The organism is Heyndrickxia coagulans DSM 1 = ATCC 7050 (assembly GCF_000290615.1).
Classification (GTDB): domain Bacteria; phylum Bacillota; class Bacilli; order Bacillales; family Bacillaceae_C; genus Weizmannia; species Weizmannia coagulans.
Genome location: NZ_ALAS01000107.1, coordinates 19,198 through 40,941, shown reverse-complemented (window position 1 = coordinate 40,941; position 21,744 = coordinate 19,198). Strand labels below are relative to the sequence as shown.

The 21,744-nt window shown below is 47.3% G+C and carries 18 protein-coding genes and 1 other annotated feature; of the genes, 3 read left to right on the top strand and 15 right to left on the bottom strand.

Annotation, left to right across the window (positions count from 1 at the left end):
- Window positions 1-6: 6 nt before the first annotated feature.
- From IC21_RS05160 to refZ, 9 genes are all read right to left on the bottom strand, one after another.
- The gene (locus IC21_RS05160) at window positions 7-678 is read right to left on the bottom strand and encodes a DUF2953 domain-containing protein (RefSeq protein WP_029713757.1); all 672 of its coding nucleotides are present in this window, start codon (window positions 676-678) and stop codon (window positions 7-9) included.
- A gap of 55 nt (window positions 679-733) precedes the next feature.
- On the bottom strand, window positions 734-1,258 hold the full coding sequence (locus tag IC21_RS05155) for an RDD family protein (protein WP_019720717.1): 525 nt from the start codon (window positions 1,256-1,258) through the stop codon (window positions 734-736).
- A gap of 11 nt (window positions 1,259-1,269) precedes the next feature.
- Entirely contained in the window at window positions 1,270-2,286 is a 1,017-nt protein-coding gene (gene sppA / locus IC21_RS05150; protein WP_029141422.1) for a signal peptide peptidase SppA, read from the bottom strand.
- 113 nt (window positions 2,287-2,399) lie between these two features.
- Window positions 2,400-3,974 (bottom strand): acyl-CoA synthetase MbcS, encoded by a 1,575-nt coding sequence (gene mbcS / locus IC21_RS05145; protein ID WP_029141423.1) that lies wholly within the window; start codon window positions 3,972-3,974, stop codon window positions 2,400-2,402.
- A gap of 134 nt (window positions 3,975-4,108) precedes the next feature.
- Window positions 4,109-4,312, bottom strand: a complete 204-nt coding sequence (locus IC21_RS05140; protein ID WP_013859944.1) for an alpha/beta-type small acid-soluble spore protein — start codon at window positions 4,310-4,312, stop codon at window positions 4,109-4,111.
- Window positions 4,313-4,400: 88 nt separating this feature from the next.
- Window positions 4,401-5,609 carry a tRNA uracil 4-sulfurtransferase ThiI gene (gene thiI / locus IC21_RS05135; RefSeq protein ID WP_017553368.1) on the bottom strand — a complete coding sequence of 403 codons (1,209 nt, stop codon included), beginning with the start codon at window positions 5,607-5,609 and terminating at the stop codon, window positions 4,401-4,403.
- Complete coding sequence (locus IC21_RS05130; protein WP_029141424.1) at window positions 5,606-6,760, bottom strand: cysteine desulfurase family protein; 1,155 nt, start codon at window positions 6,758-6,760, stop codon at window positions 5,606-5,608. The genes thiI and IC21_RS05130 overlap by 4 nt, the downstream gene beginning before the upstream one ends.
- 465 nt (window positions 6,761-7,225) lie before the next feature.
- Window positions 7,226-8,926 (bottom strand): septation ring formation regulator EzrA, encoded by a 1,701-nt coding sequence (gene ezrA, locus IC21_RS05120; RefSeq protein WP_029141426.1) that lies wholly within the window; start codon window positions 8,924-8,926, stop codon window positions 7,226-7,228.
- Window positions 8,927-9,218: 292 nt separating this feature from the next.
- Window positions 9,219-9,857, bottom strand: a complete 639-nt coding sequence (refZ, locus tag IC21_RS05115; protein WP_029141427.1) for a forespore capture DNA-binding protein RefZ — start codon at window positions 9,855-9,857, stop codon at window positions 9,219-9,221.
- Between the two features lie 162 nt (window positions 9,858-10,019).
- On the opposite strand from refZ, the gene msrC reads away from it, so the two are divergent.
- Complete coding sequence (gene msrC, locus IC21_RS05110; protein WP_013859949.1) at window positions 10,020-10,499, top strand: free L-methionine (R)-S-oxide reductase MsrC; 480 nt, start codon at window positions 10,020-10,022, stop codon at window positions 10,497-10,499.
- A 230-nt stretch (window positions 10,500-10,729) separates the two neighbouring features.
- Here the strand turns inward: msrC and IC21_RS05105 are convergent, their stop codons facing one another.
- The gene (locus tag IC21_RS05105; RefSeq protein WP_029141428.1) at window positions 10,730-12,601 is read right to left on the bottom strand and encodes a sensor domain-containing diguanylate cyclase; all 1,872 of its coding nucleotides are present in this window, start codon (window positions 12,599-12,601) and stop codon (window positions 10,730-10,732) included.
- A gap of 517 nt (window positions 12,602-13,118) precedes the next feature.
- Here IC21_RS05105 and rpsD point away from each other — a divergent pair.
- Window positions 13,119-13,721, top strand: a complete 603-nt coding sequence (gene rpsD / locus IC21_RS05100) for a 30S ribosomal protein S4 (RefSeq protein WP_013859951.1) — start codon at window positions 13,119-13,121, stop codon at window positions 13,719-13,721.
- Window positions 13,722-13,908: 187 nt separating this feature from the next.
- On the opposite strand, the gene IC21_RS05095 is transcribed toward rpsD, so the two are convergent.
- The 4 genes from IC21_RS05095 to pruA all read right to left on the bottom strand — a co-directional run bounded on the left by IC21_RS05095 (window position 13,909) and on the right by pruA (window position 18,415).
- Window positions 13,909-14,685 (bottom strand): hypothetical protein, encoded by a 777-nt coding sequence (locus tag IC21_RS05095; RefSeq protein WP_013859952.1) that lies wholly within the window; start codon window positions 14,683-14,685, stop codon window positions 13,909-13,911.
- Between the two features lie 16 nt (window positions 14,686-14,701).
- Entirely contained in the window at window positions 14,702-15,376 is a 675-nt protein-coding gene (locus tag IC21_RS05090) for a hypothetical protein (RefSeq protein WP_013859953.1), read from the bottom strand.
- A gap of 480 nt (window positions 15,377-15,856) precedes the next feature.
- Window positions 15,857-16,852 carry a proline dehydrogenase family protein gene (locus IC21_RS05085; protein ID WP_029141429.1) on the bottom strand — a complete coding sequence of 332 codons (996 nt, stop codon included), beginning with the start codon at window positions 16,850-16,852 and terminating at the stop codon, window positions 15,857-15,859.
- A gap of 15 nt (window positions 16,853-16,867) precedes the next feature.
- A complete protein-coding gene (gene pruA, locus IC21_RS05080; protein WP_029141430.1) occupies window positions 16,868-18,415 on the bottom strand; it encodes an L-glutamate gamma-semialdehyde dehydrogenase in 1,548 nt (515 codons plus the stop codon).
- Between the two features lie 181 nt (window positions 18,416-18,596).
- Between pruA and IC21_RS05075 the strand changes: the two genes are divergently transcribed.
- Window positions 18,597-19,970, top strand: coding sequence for a sigma-54 interaction domain-containing protein (locus IC21_RS05075; RefSeq protein ID WP_029141431.1), 1,374 nt, complete (start codon window positions 18,597-18,599; stop codon window positions 19,968-19,970).
- A gap of 100 nt (window positions 19,971-20,070) precedes the next feature.
- Here the strand turns inward: IC21_RS05075 and tyrS are convergent, their stop codons facing one another.
- The gene (gene tyrS / locus IC21_RS05070; protein WP_013859957.1) at window positions 20,071-21,330 is read right to left on the bottom strand and encodes a tyrosine--tRNA ligase; all 1,260 of its coding nucleotides are present in this window, start codon (window positions 21,328-21,330) and stop codon (window positions 20,071-20,073) included.
- Window positions 21,331-21,470: 140 nt separating this feature from the next.
- Window positions 21,471-21,669: a binding site (T-box leader), on the bottom strand.
- Between the last annotated feature and the right edge of the window lie 75 nt (window positions 21,670-21,744).

Sequence of the window (21,744 nt, the reverse complement as noted above, 5' to 3'; positions counted from 1 at the left end):
CGGGATTTAAGCATGCCGGCCGTTTTCCGGCTCAGAAACCGGTGTAAGCGCGATTTCCGCTTTTCCTCCCCGCCAGTATTTCAGCATTTTAAATGCGGCTATTATAGCTTTCCCGATCTGGATTTTCACCATACATTTTAACTGTGTTTCGGAAATCGGGTACTGGAAAAAGGGCGTAACGGAAAGGACAGGATCCGTTTTTACACGCAGATGTGTGGTAATGAGGCTTAAGATCCCCCCTTTCACCGCCCAGATGCTCCCGGCGACAATTCCCGTCCACGCGGCATCATGCAGCCCGATTGCTGTATGCCATTCGAATTTTCTTAACTGGACATTGCGGATGAACTTGCCTGCAATCGCCTTTAAACCGATGACGCGCTCCGCAATTTTTTTCACATCTTCAATCCGCTGTTCGAGGACATCCGGCGTAATGTTCCTTTCCTGCTCTGCATGTTTTGTCTCTTTTTCATATACGACACCGGGTTTTTTCCGGTCCACTTTCACTGCCGGGATTTTCACGGTATAGCAGATGATGCCCCACACCCTGATTTGGATAAAAATTTTATCATCATCTAAGCGGTGCCCGTATTCAATAAGGACGGACAGGGAAGAGAACCATACAATCGCAGTGATTGCGGCAAGTGCGAAAAACGCGGATAGCCACCATATCATTTCCATCATCAGCCTTTTTTGCAACCATTATCGCCAACAGGGCAAAAAAATAAACCTGCCCTTAAGCAGGTTCATAATAAGGATAGACCGGTTCATGGGACCGTTCATGAATGACGGCCGTATCGGCAAACAAATCGTGCACCCCTTGTTTTTTCGGCGTAAATGCAACGACAATATAGATGACCGCAATCTTGACACAAACATAACGGACGATCCATTCCCGGAATAAAACGGTGCTCCATTTCAGCGGCCCGGGATGGTTCAGCGGTACAACCCTGAGGCCAAACACCATTTTCCCAAGCGTCTGGCCGAAAAACTTCGTCATTAGAACGAAATAACCGTAAAATACAAGGGCTGATGCGATCGTAATCGGCGAGTAAATTTTTTCGTCTGTAAGGGACAGTCCGGAAAGCCGGAAAATGGGATGGATGACCAGCCATTTCACACTTTGGACAACAAGCAGGTCAAGCAAATAAGCCCAAAACCGTATCCAGAACCCGGCATAACGGGCTCCTGATAAACTTCCGGATATTTGTTCCGGCGCTTTTGTCAATGTTTCAGGAATATGGTTTTCGTTTGAATTCATGATGCTCCCCCCTATTCAGCCCCGGAATACAGGTACATCGGGCGTGGTGCGTTCGATTGCGTCAACAAATGCGCAAGCCCTGTCATTTCTGCTTCTTTGCCGAGCATTTTTTGCACTGAAGCAGAAAACAGCGAATCGAGCCCGCCGCTTGTTTCATATTCCACAACCTGCGCTTTCCCGAGATGAAGGTCTTTTTTCATTGCCGAAATGGTGTCATCCAGGTAGCCGTATTTATCAATCAGATGCAAATTGAGTGCCTGCCTGCCATCATAGACACGCCCGTCCGCAATTTTGCGCACCTCTTCTTTCGGAATGTGGCGCCCTTTGGAAATCACATTGACGAAACCGTTATACGAATTGTTGACCATTTTCTGCATCATTTCTTTTTCGCTTTTCGTCATGTCCCGGTAAGGGCTCATAATGTCTTTATACTGCCCGCTTTTAATCACCGGAAAATCGATGCCGTATTTTTTGGCAAGTTTCCCGTAGTTCACGCTTTCCATAATAACTCCGAGCGACCCGGTCAAGGTTTCCGGGCTTGCAAATATTTTATCGGCCGGCGTTGAAATGTAATATGCACCGGATGCGCAAGTCGGCCCCATGGACACATAAATTTTCTTCTTCGTATCTTTTTTTATTTCCATCAGCCGGTGATGGATTTCCGCCGACTCGGCCACCCCGCCGCCCGGCGAATTTATATGTAAAATGATGCCTTTTACATCGCGGTCTTTTTTCGCCTCATCCAGTTCTTCCAAAAAACTTTGATGGTTATATTCACCGGTATCCAGCAGGGATGGTGACGCGCCGGTATCCTGAATCGTCCCGTTCACATTCAAAACGACGATTTTCTTTGATTCATTCCCATCCTGCAATACATTTTCGGAAACATCCCCTTCCCCCGCTTCCACCGTCTCTTTAAAGATTTTGGAAAAGTTGGTTGATGCCGCCATGCTCGCCAGATTCACAATAATGGAAACGACGAACAGCCCGCCTGCCAAAGCAAGCGCTCCCCATCTTTTTTTGTTCATGCCAACATTTCATCCTTCCATTTCTTTGTTTTTCTTTTATTCTACTTGAAGATCCGGGACTTTAAAACAAAAAGCCGGACATTTTTTCAAAAAAATGTCCGGCTTTTTGTTTCTTATCTATTCCATTCCTGCTGCCTGAGCTCGACACGGCGGATTTTGCCGGAGGCCGTTTTTGGCAATTCCTTGATAAATTCAATCGCACGCGGGTATTTGTACGGCGCGGTCAGTTGTTTTACGTGGTTTTGCAGTTCTTTTACAAGCCCTGGCAAATTCTCACTGATGCCATCTTTTAAAACGACAAAAGCTTTCACAATGCTGCCGCGGATTTCGTGCGGACTTGCGACAACGGCACATTCTTTCACATACGGATGCTTGACGAGGGCATCTTCGACCTCAAACGGCCCGATCGTATAGCCGGAAGAAATAATGATATCATCCCGCCTGCCTTCAAACCAGAAATAACCGTCCTCATCTTTTCTTGCCCTATCCCCTGTAATGAAGTAATCGCCGCGGTATTGCTTGGCCGTGCGCTCCGGCTCTTTATAATAGCCTTTAAAAAGCGCAGGCGTGTCTCTATGGACGGCAATGTCGCCGGTTTCGCCCGGTTTGCACGGCTTCCCGTCATCATTTACGATTTCGACTTCATTTCCGGGGAACGGTTTGCCCATTGAACCCGGTCGCAACGGGGTATCAAGGGAAAAGCCGACGAGCAGCGTGCTTTCCGTCTGGCCGTAACCGTCGCGGATCGTGAGGCCGAAATGGTTTTGGAAAACATCCATGACTTCGCGGTTCAGCGGTTCCCCGGCTGAGACCGCGCTCCTTAAGCTTTTCAGATGATAATGGGACAAGTCATCCACTTTTGCCATTAAACGGTATTCAGTCGGTGTGCAGCAGAGCACATTGATTTCATATTCATCCAAAAGGGACAAATATTTTTTAGGATCAAAACGGCCGTTGTAAACAAACCCGATTGCACCTGAACCGAGAACGGAAAGGAACGGGCTCCATACCCATTTTTGCCATCCCGGTGCGGCCGTCGCCCAAACGCGGTCGCCTTCCTGAATGCCAAGCCAGTTCGGGGCAGCCGTGCGCAAATGGGCATATCCCCAGCTGTGCGTATGGATGACACCTTTCGGATTGCCAGTTGTCCCGGAAGTATAAGACAAAATTGCAATATCATCTTTTGACGTTTTGGCGATTTCCAGTTCACAAGGCGCTGCTTTTTTCTTTTCATCCAGAAACGCCCATCCCGGTTCCGGTTCTCCGATTACAAATTTTTTCAAATTTTCAATGCCGCGGACATCTTTAAACTGTGCGGTGCATGAATAATGGGCGACAACGCCTTTTACATCCCCTGCTTCGATGCGGTAGTCGAGGTCTTTTGTCCGCAGCATTTCCGAGGCCGGCAAAAGGACGATGCCGCATTTCATTGCAGCGAGATACACTTCGTATGCTTCTACAATGCGCGGAACCATGACAAGTATGATATCTCCCTTTTTCAGCCCGTTTTCCAAAAAGACATGGCCGGTCCGGTTTGCATTTTCAATTAATTCTTTATATGTGACTTCTCTGTGCATGCCTTCTTTGTCTTCCCAAATCAGCGCAACCTTGTGCGGGTCCCGGGCATATTTCTCAATTTCTTCGGCTATATTGTATGTTTGTGGCGCAATCAGGTCACTACGACGCAAGCGAATCGCCTCCAGAATTTTTTAGTACCTCATTATTATACCTGATATTAAAAAAATATGATACAGATTTACCCCAAAAACAAGAAGAAGCGGACCCCGCTTCAGGCCCGCTTCTTTATCCATTCTTCATTCAGTTATCGGGAAGTACCGCCTAATTGTTGTTCAGCCATCGAAACAAGGCGTTTCGTGATTTCGCCGCCGACAGACCCGTTTGCGCGGGAAGTCGTATCAGCACCAAGGTTTACGCCAAATTCCTGAGCGATTTCGTATTTCATTTGGTCCAGCGCTTGTTCAGCACCGCTTACAAGCAATTGGTTGCTGTTGTTGCTTTGTGCCATGTGTCTCACCTCCTTGTGAGTATAGATTGCGCATAAACACATGGCATCATGTTGTAAGTTTATTGGCGGTGCTGCCAGTTACTGGATTTTATAACAGCCCGGAAAAGTCTTCTTCCTGCGCCGTTTCATTTGGTGTAATAAAGACGTCCTCCGTATTTTGCACCGCTTCTTCAATCAATGGTTCCAGTTCGAGGCGGCTTTCGTAAAGACGCGCAAGCTCGAGTTTCGGCCGCGTTTTCGGCGAAGGCGGCGTGAAAATCGTGCAGCAGTCTTCATACGGAAGACTTGAGATGTCGTAAGTGCCGATTTTTTGGGCAATATCAATAATGTCCAGCTTATCCATTGAAACAAGCGGCCGCAACACCGGTGTCGTTGTTACGTCATTGATTGCAACCATGCTGTCGAGCGTCTGGCTGGCAACCTGGCCGAGGCTTTCGCCGGTTACAATCGCAAGCCCGTTATGGATTTTACGGAGCCGGTCGGTAATCTCAAGCATTACCCTTCTTTGCACGGTCATCGAATAGCCTTCCGGAACCCCTTTATGGATCGTCTCCTGGATTTTTGTAAAGGGGACAATATGCACTTTCATGGAGCCGCTGTAGGCGGAAATTTTTTGCGCAAGGTCAAGCGCTTTTTGCTTTGCACGCGGGCTTGTAAACGGCGGGCTGTGGAAATGGACCGCTTCCACTTTCACGCCGCGTTTCATCGCGAGGTATCCTGCAACCGGGCTGTCAATACCGCCCGAAAGCATGAGCATCGCTTTTCCGGACGCACCGACAGGAAGCCCGCCGGATCCTTTTATCACTTCAGTGGACAAATAGACGCCGTTTTTCCGGACATCCACAAGCAGCTCGATATCCGGCTGTTTTACATTGACTTGAATGCCGTCCAGCTGCTTTAAAATATAGCCGCCGACGAGATGGTTCAAATCATTCGAATCGTATTCAAATGTTTTATCGCCGCGGCGGGCCGACACTTTGAAGGTTTTGCCTTTCGCAAAGTTTTGCCGGACGAGTTCGAGCCCCGCCTGCTCGATGTCTTCGAGCTGTTTCCGGGTGCGGACGGCCGGGCTGAATGACTGGATCCCGAAGATTGATTTTAAAATATCGATGACTTGCCCGCCGTCTGCGCCATGCAAGAGCACGTACATGCGGTCGTACAGCGCCTGGACTTCAATGCCGCCAAAAGGCCTGAGCGCTTTTTTGACATTGTCTTTTAAATGCCGGATAAAAAACTGGCGGTTATGCCCTTTTGTCGAAAGTTCCCCATAACGGATTAAAATGCGGTCATAGTTCATTGATTTCTCCCCAACACTTCTTGTAAATTTGTGATTGTTTGCCTTAATATGCGGATAAAACGTTCCGCTTCCTCCATTGTATTTTCATAAGAAAGGCTCACGCGCACCGCCCATTCGGCTTCGTCTTCGGAAACCCCCATGGCAAGAAGCGTGCGGCTCAGTTCCCGCGTTTTTGAAGAGCAGGCGCTTGTTGTGGAAATATAAGTGCCTTCCTCTTCAAGCGCATGCACGAGCACTTCGCCGCGGATGCCGCGGACGGAAAAATTCAGGATGTGCGGCGCTGAAACAGCCGGATTGGTATAGACTGTCACAGCAGGCATCTCCTGAAGTTTTTCGATCAGGGCATCCCGGATACGGGCCGTTCTTTCTGCCGCCCCGGCTTCAAATTTTTCATGGACCAGGCGGAGCGCTTTTCCGGCTGCAACGATTCCGCCTGTATTTTCGGTGCCGCTGCGCAAGCCCCTCTCCTGGTGCCCGCCGGTTAAAAGCGGTGACAGGCGGAGATTTGCCCGTTTATATAATATCCCGGTTCCCTTTAAGCCATGGCATTTATGCGCGGAAACCGTACAAAGATCGATGCCGGCATCATGCAGGGAAAGCGGAACTTTTCCGCAGCCCTGGACATCGTCTGTATGAAACAGGATTTTCGGGTAAGTTTTGAGAAGCCGCCCGATTTCTTCCACCGGCTGCACTGTTCCTACTTCGTTATTCACATGCATCACGGAAACAAGAATCGTTTCATCCGTGATGGCCTGTTTTAAATCGTCCAGTTTGATTCTTCCGCTCCTGTCAACCGGCAAATACGTGACGCGAAAGCCCCATTCTTCCAGCTGCCGGCATGTTTCAAAAACAGATGCATGTTCAACAGCCGTCGTAATGATATGGCGCCCCCTTGAACGGTACTCGAGGGCTGTCCCTTTAATCGCCAGATTATTGCCTTCCGTGCCGCCGGATGTGAAAAAAATTTCGTTCTCGTCTGCGCCGAGAAGACTCGCAATTTGCCGTCTTGCCTGCGTGAGAAGTTTCTCTGTACGCGCGCCGAGGCTATGCAGGGAAGAGGGATTTGCAAAATAGTTTTCCGATGTTTTCACAAAAGCATCCAGCACTTCCGGATAAGGCCTTGTTGTGGCACTGTTGTCAAAGTAAATCATTTGAACACCCTCTGTTGGCATAAAATTGGATCCAAACCTGTATCATTGCCTAATATACCATGCCGGATACCGAACCTACAACCGATATACTCCCGTTATGCGCCGCCCATCCCGGTCTCCGCGCCGCTTCTTTCGCGGCACTGGTCTTTCATCTCCAGGATGGGGCGGCAATGGCCCTGCACGTTCGCCCATGCGCGTTAACTTGTTCGGTCGAGGAGATCCTGCCCGAATTGTCGAAAGGATGCACGTTCGCCCATGTGCGTTAACTTGTTCAGACAGAAAATAAGTTGCTTAAGGCTCAGAGGTCTTCACCCGTGCCTGTTTACCAGGTTAAAGAACCAGGCGCCAAAAAACGAGTGCGTCTGTTTGGCATCAGCCGCATGAAAGGCCTGCCTGCCGGCTGAAAGGCGCAGAAAAAAGCAAACGAAAAAAAACGGGGAGCGCTCCGTATTTTTTCCGTTTGCTTCAAAGTAATTCTTCAGTTTCCAGCATTTTTTCAATTTTTTTCAATGCGCCGGGCTCCACCGCTTCCACTGTCGTTGCGGCTTCTTCAAGCGCCTTCTCATAATCATAGCGCCGGAAAGCCACTTCTGCGCGCTCTAGCCCGTCCGCCACTTTCTTATATTTAGCGCGGTAACGGTTGCCGTATTGAATCACTTTTTCAGCAAGCTGCACATTTTCCATTAAAGCTTTCGTGCTTTTTTCAAAGTTTCCGACTGCCTGTTCCGCCTCCAGCAGATGGCGGTTGACCTTTTCCATGTTTAGCGGCGTGGCATGGAGGCTTTCGGCAGTGTCACGAATCGCATTCCAGGCTGCTTCGTACAGGGTGCGGTACGAGTCCGGCAGCCCGGGAATATTGCTTCTTTCGACAAGGCGGCGCATATCCTGGATTGTCCGCTTCAAGCCCATGATCTTCGCGCGTGCTTCCATTTCTTCTTTCCGCAGGTTCTGCAAAAATTCGTTAAACGTCTTCTGGTCATCCCGCAGTTTTTCAATCTGCCCTTCCATTTCTTTGAGCTGTTCGCTTAACACGGAATAAATCGTTTCGTTTTCAGGAATTTTTACTTCAAGGACCGCCAAACGCGCGGCCAGTTTCTCCAATTGTTTCTCGAGTTCAGCTGGAACGGCCATGTTTTCCTCATGCAGCTGGTATGTCTTTTGCACGGATTCTGTTTCTGTTTTGAGGCGCTTGTTTTCTTCCCGTACTTCATCCAGGATATCCTTCACTTCACGGAAATGCTTGAGCACATAGTTTTTCGCGTACGCTTCTTTTTCTAAAATATCGTAAATCGTTTCTATTCTTTCCTTGATTTCCCGGATGCCTTCCTCGACATCCGCTGTGTCAGCCTGTTCAAGTTGTTTCCGGTAAGCCGAAAGCTTCTCTGTAAGTTCCTTCATTTCTTCATCAAACTGCAGGTGATCGAGCGCAAAACCTTGTGCAGCCATTTCTTTGTAGCCCTCTTTCAATTCTCTAAACTGCATCGGCAAAAGCGATTCCGTTTCCGCCAGCAAATCCGGAATTTTCCCGGCATCCTCCTGCAACGTTTCTGTTTCTGCTTTCAGTTCATCGGCTAATTTCTTTGCCTCCAAGTAGTTCCCGGCTTCCGTCAGTTCATGGTAACGGGCAAATTTCTCCGCCAGGCCGTCCACTCTCAAGTCAAGGCTTTTAATGCCTTTTCCGTATGTATGGCGCCGTGTCAGAAGCTGTTTCTTCAAGTCTTTGAAGATTTTCCCGAGTTCTTCCACTTCTTTCCGGGATTCTTTCTCGGCATCCATCAGTTCATTGACGCCGTCCAGTATATCTTTTATTTTTTGTTCCGCATTTTGAAGAATCGCCTCTGCTTCCGCCTGTACTTCTTTCGCCTTTTTGAAACGGTATTTGTCGGTGTGCTCCTCGATTTCAAAGAGCTTATCTTCCACTGCCGGCAGTTCCTCGTTTAAAAGGTCCTCCCAGTCTTTGCGCCAGCCTTCAAATAAACTTTCCGCCTCCCCGCCCATATTGAGCCGTTTGACTTTTCCCAGCTCTTCAGTGACAGGCCGGTTCATGATTTCAATTTTCCATGCTTCAAGCTTGTCAATCTCTTTGTAAAACTGCCTCCTGATAAAAAAACCGCAAGTCAATAAAACGAGCAACAAAAGAATAGCGCCAATGATGCCATACATCATAAACTTGAAAGCCTCCCGTTCGTCCACAAATCAAACCTTAATATCCGCTCATTATGTATGTATGAATACCGGAGCAATCCTTCCCGATATCCATAGGCATGTATGTTTATTTTTATTCTATGATACCATGTAATGACAATATTTGACTATGAAATTCGAGATTTTTCGATTCATTTTGGGGAAGGTTTTTTCCGCACCCAAAATAAAAAAAGCCGGCGCTTATTTTTTGCACGGCGGCGGGCTTTTTCGGAAAGCTGCCGGCATTTAAAAACAGCCGGCCCGGGCCGGCACATTAAAAAGCGGTTTCAAGCAGCAGCGGTTCCGGCTGCGCCCCCGCGTTTTGCCGGATGCTGTCCAGCCATTCGGCAACCGATTTGCCGTATTTTTCGGCAAAATACGGTTCTTCCGGCTGTATGCCCCATACTTCCCGAATGTACTGGCTGTTTAAATACGGCATCGACAGCATGCTTTTCAGCTGAATCATGAGAAAGTTCAGTTTGCCCGCCTGGATTCCGGGCCCGCACCAGGCCTTGGCAAGTTTTTTCAATAAATAACGCTCTTTCATGAAATAAGTGGACAAAATTTCGCGGACAATTTGCGAATCAACGGTGACTTCCCGCCATACAAATCTGGACAGCAGGTGGTTTTCGCTTTGAAAGTGCAGGATGCGGAAGGCCGCCCGTTTTAATCCTTCTTCCGAAAGATTTTGCACTTCTTCTTCAAGGCAGGCAATATACGGTTCAAAAAAGCGGATAAAGCACGCCTCCAGCAACCCCTGCTTGCCGTTAAAGTAATAGGAAATATTGGCCGAATTGACTTTTGCGGAAGCCGCAATCGCCCTGATCGTCGTTCCTTTATAGCCCTTCGTATGAAATAAAGCAATCGCCGTATTGAATATTTTTTCTTTTGTTTCGCTGCTGTTTCCGTCCATTTGTTCCACCCTTTCCTCTTTTTTGCTTGCCGGGCTTCCCCTTTTGTGTTAAAAATATTCTATTCCGTACTATTCCATATGCCGGGTCGGGGTTCCTTTAAAAACTTTCCGACAAAATCCCGCCCCGTTTTTAAAAAATTTGCTGATGTAAGGATGATGGCGATGTTTCATGCAGAAAATGCCCAGGGTACGAAGAAAGAAAAGTATGATCTTGTCGTAAAACAGCTGATCGCGCTCACAGAAGGCGAACCGGACAAAATTGCCAATTTAAGCAATGCTACAGCGCTGTTAAACCAGTTTCTTGACCGGGTGAACTGGGTTGGGTTTTATTTCGCATCCGGGGATGAACTCGTCCTCGGGCCGTTCCAGGGTTTGCCGGCCTGTGTGCGGCTTCCGTATGGGAAAGGGGTGTGCGGGACAGCCTGGAAAGAAAAACGGGTGCTCCGGGTCGCCGATGTCCAGCAGTTTTCAGGCCATATTGCCTGTGACGCCGCTTCCCAGTCTGAAATTGTCGTACCGCTTATGAAAAACGGGGAAGTGGTCGGCGTTTTGGATATCGACAGCCCGGAAAAAAATCGTTTTGATGCAGAAGATGAGGCAGGGCTGGCAGCTTTTGCCGCTGCGCTGGAAAAAGTGCTGTAAGGCTGGTTTCGCAGGCTGAAAAATCAGGGCGGCAAAAGATACTGGCTGGCAAAGCCCCATGCCCAAACCCAAAATCCGCAGGCCGGACGAACTTGGCACAGGCAGCCGGGGTTTGTGGCCTGAAGCAGATATTACAACAATAACGAAATGCATAAAAAATGCCCCCCTTGCCGGATCCGGCAAGGGGGGTTTTAAAGGCGGCTGACAAAAGAAATCAGCTGCAGTGCGCCCTAATTGGATTTCATTTCCATATCGCTGATGACAACCTGGTTTTTCCCGAGGCTTTTCGCATGGTACAATCCGGCGTCCGCCCTGTTAAAGAGGGACTCCGCCGTTTCATTCATCTCTTTATTCCAGTACGACACCCCGCAGGAAATGGTAACCGGAGGATTTGTATTTTTCCGAACAGCCGCAAGCACCCTTTTGGCGACCTGCACCCCTGTTTGAAGCGGCACGCCGGGAAGATAAATCGCCATTTCCTCTCCGCCCCATCTTGCTCCGATATCGGTTGAACGAATGTTTTCTTTGATCAGCTTTGCAACCTGGATCAAAATTTCATCCCCGGTTTGATGGCCGTATGTATCATTGACTTTTTTAAAGTCATCAATATCGAGCAAAATCAGCGTGCCCTGCTCATCTTCACCAATAGAAGTTTCCATCCGGCTGTTCAAGTAATTTTTGGCAAACAGCTGGGTGAGATGATCGGTAATCACCATTTTTTCAAGCCGCTCGCGAAGCATGGAGTTGGTTAAGGCCATGCCCGACTGATAAATAAGCGACTGAAAAAGTTTGAACCTGTCGAAAGAAAAATGGTAAGGCGCTTCATGAAGAACAAGGCAAAACCCCTTTAAATCATCTTCCTGGATAATCGGGACAGCCATCAGCGAAGAAAAACGATAGTTCCTGCCGGGAAAGCGCCGGTTTAAATTGCTGATAAACAGGGATTCTTTCTTTTCGGCAAACGAACGGTTTGCAAATTCAAGATAACGGGCGCCTTCCTTTTCTTCAAAAATGGGGCTGCTGCCTTCAAGTAGGTCCATTTTCCCATTCTCCATCATCACGAACCCGATTGCCTGGGTATCAAATGAACTGGAGATCTGTTTCATTAAAAAATCGACGGTTTCTTTTAAATTCGCGCTTTTATTTAACTGGCGGGAAACCGAATTGATCAGGCGGAGTTCTTCAATGGACTGCATCGACTGCTGGTACAGCTTGGCATTTTCAAGCGCACTTCCCGCCGTATTGGCCAGCAGGCTGATAAATTCCAAATCGCTGCGATTAAATTCATAGTTGGTAAAAGTGATGACCTGCAGCACGCCATACACGCCCTGCTTTCCCCTTAGCGGCGCATAAAGCATCGTTTCGTTTGTCCGCCATACCGTGGCAAGGTGGACCTGGCCGTTTACATATGATTCGAGCGCCATTTCGTCGACCGCATCATATTGCAGCGACTTGATCGGCAAATCAAGATTGTGGTGGTAATCGTCCGACAGCATTAAGGTGTAGTCAAAAACCGGGTACAGCCTTTTCAGCGTGTAAATGATTTCTGCAAGGATCGTATCCGTATCCATGGAAGAATGGAATTTTCCGGTCACTTGGAATAATTCGATGTAACGCTTTCTGTCGGCTTCGACAACAGACAACTCATACTTCAGCTGCAGGAAGTTCCGGCTTTCCCTGACAAACGCCTGCAGATCCGCGTCAGACAGCTCCCCGAACAGCCTGTTTGGAATGGAAAGAAGCAGGCAGCCGTCCTCCATGTTTTTTTCCGGAATAAAAAAGGCAATGTTAAACTGTTTTAAATAAGGATCCTTTTTCAGTTTCCCATTTGTGACAACCTGGGAGGCTGTTTTTAAAGCTTTGATTTTTCCGGAGGGCACGACGAGTTCGACGTCATGCCGGAAAGGATTATAAAAGCTGCATATTTTGTAGAACTTCGTGTTTTCGCTGTCCGGCTTATAATATACGATATGATCGGCGCTGAGCACATCCGCCACGACCGCCACCCAGTCATCCAGGCTGCTTGCTGCCTCAAGATTCATTAAATCCAGTAAACGGGACTTATAATATAGGATTAAATGATTTTCTTTCTTTTTTTCCATTTCCTAATCACCCTGACCCTGTTTCCGTATAAAAGCGAAAAAAAGCACTAAAAAGTGTGAACCTTGAAAATGAAGAATTTTAAAACAAAAAACCGCACGGGAGACGTAAAAATGTAAAAACCGGTCAAATTAATACCATTATAATGCAAAAGTACTATAAATGTACAGCCCGCTCGACCGATATACAGTATGTGTTGTATCTTAAGTCCTGTTATGAACCCGGCAAAACCGGTATGTAAAATTTTTTTGGCATGGCATCCCGATTTGCAACGGCATCCCGATTTGCATTTGTTGTTGACTTTTTTTCTCTGAAAACATATAATCAACGTTGTGTAAAATAATGCAGCCTTATTGGACGGCTTTGTGTTTGTATTTTGTTCCTTGCCTGAATGCAAGGTGTATCGTGTAACCCTCTGCTGCTGGGGCGATGGTACATGAAAACAAAATACGCATGAAGAAGTGTCCATGATATCTGTTTTTATTTTACAACAAAATAAAAACAAAGGAGGAGTCTTTCATGGCTCGTTATACAGGTCCAAGCTGGAAATTGTCCCGCCGTCTCGGGATTTCTTTAAGCGGTACCGGAAAAGAATTGGAGAAGCGCCCTTATGCACCCGGGCAGCACGGCCCGAATCAGCGCAGAAAATTGTCTGAATACGGCTTGCAATTACAGGAAAAACAAAAGCTTCGCCATATGTACGGCTTAAATGAACGCCAATTCCACAACACTTTCCTGAAAGCTGGCAAAATGCAAGGGAAACACGGTGAAAATTTCATGGTTCTTTTGGAATCACGCCTTGATAACCTTGTTTACCGTCTCGGTTTGGCTCGCACACGCCGCCAAGCACGCCAGCTCGTAAACCACGGGCATATTCTTGTTGACGGCAAACGCGTCGATATCCCGTCTTACCGTGTAGAACCGGGGCAAACGATCGGCGTACGCGAAAAATCCCGCAACCTTGATGTTATCAAAGAAGCGATCGAAACAACGACATTCGTTCCGGATTACCTTTCTTTTGATGCAGACAAGCTTGAAGGGACTTACAGCCGCCTCCCTGAACGCTCGGAACTGCCGGCTGAAATTAACGAATCGTTAATCGTTGAGTTCTATTCCAGGTAATGTGTAAAACCCCGAAACCGCTCTGGTTCCGGGGTTTTTTTATATTCTGAGACACAAATTTATAAACAGGTGAAAAATTAGCCAACAGAAAGATATGGCCCTCAGACTTCCAAGCCCTCCCCTCTTAATCGAGGATCATAAAAAACCACTGCATCACATTTTCTCAGATGGCATTCCCGGTTTGGGTCTATGATGATGCTTCGGGAAAACTGGGAGATCCAGCACTTGGCAGTGAATTAGCCAATTTTATGATTTCGCTTTCAGACAAATCACCATAGATCCAAATCAGTTTTTCCTGGTCAAAATAATAAAACAAGGATTGCGTTTTCGATCGAGTATTTACAAAAGCCTCATCGCCCTTAAACGGAATGGTTTTCGTTCCTTCAGGCATGGAAAAGGAAAATTGGGGATACAGTGCAATCATGACTGTTCTTTTCCCGTCTGTGATGTTCCATATCGATTTTCCATCAAAATCTGAGGTGATTACAGCATATTTTTGCATAGGAAGCGTTAAACCTTTAACATGATCTTCCAAACGATCAATAGGGGCATCTGTCACGTTTTTTATTCCCCACTTACCGTCATGAAAGGACAGGGCAAACAGATTCAATCTTGAATCTTTAAGTTTTGGTACTTTGGTTGCTACGACCGCTTCGCTTCCCAAATGGGTTTCCCATAATATATTCTTCTTAGAAGGAACAACATCTTTTTCATCTGAAAACTTCCATTTAACCACATGGGTAACGGTATCGAGCGGTGTTTGCTGTTCGTCTTTTGATGCCTCAGTCATCATCATTTGGTCAAGACTAAGGGACGCCGCTTGGCTATTCTCCTTGGCCTTGGTGTGGTTTGGCTGTATTTCATGCTTCACCTGGTTACCGGAATGACTTGCTGAACAACCGTTTAATAGAATGGGAAGCATCACAAAAATTGTACAAGCGTGTCTAAAAATCGGCCGTGTCATGGTCGTTGCCCCTCATCTATAAATGTTTTGTGTGTGCAACGACTGCTTTCACTTTCGGAATATACACGGTGAGCTGAACGTTTTTTGATTGCACACAACTATTGCTTAGATAGTAATACGTGCCATACCATTTATCACGTTTTGTTCCATAATCATTCCATCCTTCATATTTAGGACGGACAGTTATTTTCACTGAATCAGATTTAGACCATGATACTGTCCGGTCGGCATTATATCCCACTTCAGCACTTACAGGTTTCCAACCACCACCTAATTTTCCACTTGCTGTTGAGCTTTTGGAATGTGTACCAGTAAATGTTGATGTTATAGTCACATTGTCTTTTGTTCTATTAAGGTAATGAGTTCCCTCCACTATCTTATAAAATGCATATCCTTGTTTTGTTGCGGAATAAGCCCAGCCACCCATACATGCACGTCTTTCGGAAATGTCAACAGCTTTTTTTAAATAGGTTGATGGAACATCGGGTTCATCCTCCCAATCCTGCACCTCTTGATATTCATCCCATTGGTTTTTTGAAACCGCTATGGGATCGCCATTTTTAATATCATAAACTGCTGAAACTTCTGATTCAGAGTCATCTGCCAATGCTTTAGACGTACCTCCATAACCAACTATTGTCATTACAAATGCAATGAATGAAAAAATACAGATTTTAATTTTTCTATTCATTAGCTTATTCCCCCTTTTTTGTTTTAATATTTTAAATAAATTATATAGATAAAGTTCGCCAAAAATCCACTAAATTCATTCGACAAATTCCGATACGGTCAAACTATTGAAAAATAATCTTCGGACTGGGAGTGGCCCCGTCTCAAGTATCAAGGGATGAAAGAAATGAATACTATGGCGCTACGATTGAACGTATACGTGATGTAATGGAAGCAATGAACATGTTTTCGATTACAAAAATTGAACCGAAAGAAGTCCAATATGCATAATTGGGTTGGTCCAAACTGGAAAGTCCTTAACCGTGCGGGAAAATAAAAAAAGAGGAGTCCGTGCCATTGGTTTTCACCGTTGTGGCACAATTTACTGATAGCTTGCCCATGCCGGGTTAGGCACGGCGCGGCCGGGATAGAAATACAAATCAACAAAATGAAATAGAAAAGGCCGCCCGGGGCACGGTTGCTTTGCGGAGCGGCCTTTTTCTTACCTCTTCCTTTTGCGTCGCCACAGCATGAAAAGCGAAGCGGTCAGGGCAGCGGTGAGAAGCGGTTCTTTTTTCAATTTATTATCTTTTGTATACAGTGCATCCTTTACAATCAGGTTCACATTTTGCGGGCGTTCGGCAAGGCGCCGCATATAATAGCCGAACCAGTCATTTCCGAACGGCATGTACGTCGTGAAATGGTATTTTTTCGCTAGTTCATACTGCATCTCCTGGCGAAATCCGTACAACATCTGAAACTCAAACCGGTCGTGCGGGATTTGGTTTTCTTCAATAAACGCTCCCAGTTCGCGAATGAGGTAATGGTCATGGGTGGCAATGGACGTATACGCCTCACCGAGCAGCCGTTTTTTTACAAGCTTTACATAGTTCCGGTCAATTTCCGCTTTTGACTGAAAAGCGACTGTCTCGCTTTCTTTGTAGGCACCCTTTACAATTCTGAGCCGGACATCTTTCAGTTCATCCATGACCGCTTCAGCATTGCGCAAATACGCCTGGATGACTGTTCCGACATTTTGATACGATTCAAGCAGGGTTTTCAACACCTCTATTGTCGCATGAAAATGGGCGTAATCTTCCATGTCAATATTGATAAAAATCCCGTATGCTGCTGCACGCCTCAAAATGTCTTCCATATTTTGCAGGCAGAACGCACGGTCAATATCAAGCCCGAGCTGGGTCAGTTTCACCGAGATATGGCAATCCAGGTTCTCCTCATGAATCCTGTCCAGCATTTGCAGAATGCGCTGTTTCGCCGACTCCGCTTCCGCTTTTTCAGATACGAATTCGCCCAGATTGTCAACGGTACAGCTGATCCCGCGGGCATTCATTTCCCGGATGGTCCGGGTGACGGAATCAATATCCGTCCCCGCCACAAATTTTTCAGCACCGAACCGGAAACCCCATTTTTGTGCACTTTTATTTAAAAACCTGCTGTTTGAAAGGCCGATGAAAAAATCTCTCGTCAAATTCGCCATACGCCTTTCCTCCCGTTAAAACATTTCCGATACAGATTTTGCTTCCATAAACAGCTTCAAATAATCCGGGCCGCCCGCTTTCGAATCGGTGCCGGACATTTTAAAACCGCCGAACGGCTGGTAACCGACAACGGCCGCCGTGCATCCCCGGTTAAAATACAGGTTGCCGACATGGAATTCGTACCGGGCGCGTTCCAAATGCTCCCTGTTTTTCGAAATGACGGCGCCTGTCAGTCCGTATTCCGTATTATTGGCAATTTCAAGCAGTTCGTCAAAATCTTTTCCTTTCGCAAAAGCGACAACCGGCCCGAAAATTTCTTCCTGCATGATCCGTGCCTTTGGATATACATCTTTAAAAATCGCCGGGTAAACGAAAAATCCTTTTTCACCATCCGTTTCCCCGCCAAAGACGAGTTTGCCCTCTTCTTTGCCGATTTCTATATAACTTTTAATCTTGTTAAACTGCTTTTCGTTAATGACAGCACCCATGTACACATTTTCTTCGGACGGGTCGCCGACGGTTACGTTTTTCGCAAGGGCGATCGCCTTTTCGAGCACTTCTTCATACACGTCTTCATGCACGACTGCCCGCGAGCAGGCTGAACATTTCTGGCCGGAAAAACCGAATGCCGACTGGACAATCGCATCTGCGGCGAGATCGAGATCCGCTTCTTTATCGACAATAATCGTATCTTTGCCGCCCATTTCAGCAACGACCCGTTTTAAAAAGTGCTGGTCCTTCTGCACTTTCGCAGCCCGTTCATAAATGCGCAGGCCCGTTGCTTTGGAACCCGTAAAGTTAATCCAATGGGCAGACGGATGATCCACCAGGTAATCGCCGATTTCTGCCGGATCGCCCGGCACAAACTGGAGCACGCCTTTCGGAACCCCCGCTTCTTCCAAAATTTCAACGAGTTTGTATGCAATAACAGGCGTGCTTTCCGAAGGCTTCAGCAGAACCGGGTTCCCGGCAACAAGCGGGGCAACCGTCGTGCCGCAAACAATGGCGAAAGCAAAATTCCACGGCGGAATGGTCACCCCCGGCCCCATCGGCTGATAAAAATAAGTGTTGTGCTCATTTTCACGCTGTTCCATTTCCTGCCCCTTTGCAAGCTCAAGCATCTGGCGGCCGTAGTATTCCAAAAAGTCGATTCCTTCCGCCGTATCCCCGTCCGCCTGGCTCCACGGCTTGCCGGCATCAAACACAAGCCACGCCGACAGCTCATGTTTGCGGCGGCGCGCAATCGCAGCGGCTTTGAACAGCACATTCGCCCGCGCTTCGGGTGCCATTTTCCGCCAGCTGCGAAATGCCTCATTGGCGCCTTCGAAAGCTTTGTCAACCAGTTCTTTCGATGCTTTCGAAACTTTCCCGACAACCTGTTCTTTATTCGCAGGATTGACGGATACGAGCTTATCCTCTGTAAAAATCCGTTCTCCGTTTATTACAAGCGGGTACTCCTTCCCGAGTTCCGCACGCACTTTTTCAAGTGCCGCTTGAAACGCCTGTACGTTTTCAGGCTGGTTAAAATCCGTTAATGGTTCATGTTTAAAAGGCAAGACCAATGAAAAAACCTCCTTCATCCTCGTTCTGGCTTAATACCATGCAAGAATCATGCCAACTTCTGGAACATCCCTGTTTCCCTATATCCGCAAAAAAATAAACCGTTTTCTATGTACAATATATTTACACAATTGTAAATCGAATGTACAATACCTTTACACGACAAAGGGGAGGAAGACGGAAATGGCAAATGAACTGTCTTATTTGCAGGCGGTATTATCGGCGGAAAATGATGCGATTACGATCGTAAACGAAAAAAAGGAAGTCATTTATTGGAATGATGCCGCCGTCCGGACCTACAATATTCCAAAAGAAATGATCTTAACCAAAAAAATTACCGATTTTTTTCGCGATGATGATTTAATGGTGCTCAAAGTGCTGCGGACAAAAGCCCGTATTACCGACCAATATCATCGGCCCCGCCCCGACAAGCATGTCGTCGTCAATGCGCGGCCCATTTTTGACAACCGCGGCAGGCTGATCGGCGCGGTATCCGTGGAACGCGATATCACCCAGATTGTTAGGCTGAACGACAATCTCGTCTCCACTTCCATAGAACTGAATGAACTGCGCCAAAAAATGTACACAAGCTATGAAGAAACGCCTTTTTCCAAATTAAAGGGGAAAAGCCGCGCGCTCCGGGATACGATCCAAATTGCGGCGAAAGCGGCGAAAACGGATGCCGTCACGCTTATTCTCGGCGAGTCCGGCACCGGGAAAGAAATATGCGCGCGCGCTATCCATGAAGCAAGCGCGCGGAAAAACGGCCCTTTTATTCCGGTGAACTGCGGCTCGATCCCTTCCGCCCTGTTTGAAAGCGAATTATTCGGCTACGAACCTGGCACGTTTACGGGTGCGGAAAAAAAAGGAAAAGCGGGAAAAATTGAAGAAGCGGACGGGGGTACGCTGTTTTTGGACGAAATCGGCGAACTGCCGCTAGATATGCAGGTGAAACTGCTGCGCGTGCTGCAGGAAAAAGTGATTTACCGCATTGGCGACGCTTCGGGCAGGAAAATCAATGTCCGTTTTATTGCCGCCACCAACCAAGACATTGAAAAAATGATGAAACAAAAGACATTCAGGTCGGACCTTTATTACCGGTTAAATGTTATTCAAATTACGATGCCGCCATTAAGGGTGCGCACAGACGATATTCCTGTCCTCGCCCGCTACTTTCTGAAACAATTTGCCGTCCAGTACAAGATGCCTGAACCGGAACTCGCCCCTGATGCCCTTTCTTTCCTGCAAGCGTATCATTGGCCAGGGAATGTCCGGGAGCTCCGGAATTTAATGGAACGGATGGTGATCCTATCAGAAAAGCCGTTTATTGACCGCGCCTCCCTTCTCCGCTTTTTCCAGGGAAATGAAACCCAACCGTCCGGAAGTGCCATCCCGGAAAGCGGCACTTTGCCTGTGGAAAAAGAAAATATGGAAAAACAGCTCATTGAAAAAGCATTGCGCAAAGCAGGCGGGAACAAATCCGCCGCAGCAAAAGAACTTGGCATTTCAAGGGTCACCCTGTATCAGAAGCTGAAAAAATTTGGAATTGGGAGCTGACTTCCCCCGCCGGGAAAAACGAAGAAGGGCAAGCCGCGATCAGAGCAATAAAAAAGGGATGCACATTTCAGGCATCTTCATTGTGCATCCCTTAATATCCTCAATGTTTAATTAAAAAGTATTTTTTCTTCCCTCTTCTAATAACGGTAAATTCGCCGCCGATTTTGTCCTTTTCCTGCAACACAAACCCGAGATCCGTTACGCGGTCACCGTTTACGTAAATGGCGCCGTTTTGGATATCTTCGCGTGCCTGGCGTTTTGACGGGGAGATTTTGGCGGCAACGAGCAACTCCACAAGCTGCTTTTGTTCTTCGCTTTCAAGCTGGAATGACGGAACATCTTTAAATCCCTGCTTCATTTCTTCAGCCGACAGTTTCTTCACATTGCCGCTGAACAATGCTTCCGTAATATTCAAAGCCTGCTGCAATGCTTCCTCCCCATGGATCAGTTTTGTCATTTCCGCGGCCAGCGCTTTTTGGGCTTTGCGGAGATGCGGTTCGGTTTCAACCGATTTTTCCAGCTCTTCGATTTCTTCTTTTGGCAAGAAGGTGAAGTACTTCAAGTATTTTACGACATCGAGGTCAGCCGTGTTGACCCAGAACTGGTAAAACTCATATGGCGATGTTTTCTCGGCATCGAGCCAGACTGCGCCGCTTTCTGTTTTCCCGAATTTTGTGCCGTCCGCTTTTGTGACAAGCGGAATGGTAAGCCCGAAAGCTTTTTCTCCTTCCGGTTCGAGCTTGCGGATCAGCTCAAGGCCGCTTGTAATATTGCCCCACTGGTCGCTTCCGCCGATTTGCAGGCGGCAGTTGTATTGTTTATACAAGTTAAAGTAATCGACGGCCTGGAGGATTGTATATGTAAATTCCGTAAACGAAATACCGGTTTCAAGCCGTGATGCGATCGTGTCTTTTGCAAGCATGTAGTTGATGCCGATATGCTTTCCGTAATCACGCAGGAAAGTAACGAGATCCATCGAGCCGTGCCAGTCATAGTTATTGACCATGATGGCGCCTGACTCGCCGTCAAAATCAAAAAAGCGTTCCAGCTGTTTTTTCAATGCTTCGCCGTTTTGCTTGACCTTTTCAACTGTTAACAGCTTTCTTTCTTCCTTCTTGCCGCTCGGGTCGCCGATCATGCCGGTTGCCCCGCCGAGCACGACAATCGGCCGGTGTCCCGCTTGCTGGAAACGGCGCAGCGTCAGGTACGGGAGCAGATGCCCGATATGCATGCTGTCGCCTGTCGGGTCAATCCCGCAATACAGGGTCACTTTCCGGTTTTGAAGCAACTCCGCGAGCCCTTCTTCGTCTGTCTGCTGGTAAACAATTCCCCGCCATTTTAAATCTTCGAGTAAATCCATTTCAAACCACTCCTTTTGTGCCATTTCAAATGCCGGCAGCATTCAGGTTCCAGTGCCCGGCTTATATCCGGCGATAATGGGCAGGAACCTGTTGCTGCCTTCTTTTTCCTGTAAAACAGAAAAACGCCCCTCCGCCAAAACGAAGGGACGATTGTATCGCGTTACCACCCAACTTGAGAATTGCTTCTCCACTCATTTGGATAACGGCTGGGGGCCGTCTGCCGTATCCGGCAAAAGCTCCGGGGTGTAATTCGCCGCCTGCCTGTACCGGTTCGCACCACCCACCGGCTCTCTTGTATGCAGCAACAGGAAGCTACTTGATCCTTTCGACGCTTCATTCATCAAATTGTAAGTTATTTTTACCATATACATTTTGAAATGTCAACCTTGCCAAGCAGGCTGCACCAGCGCTTT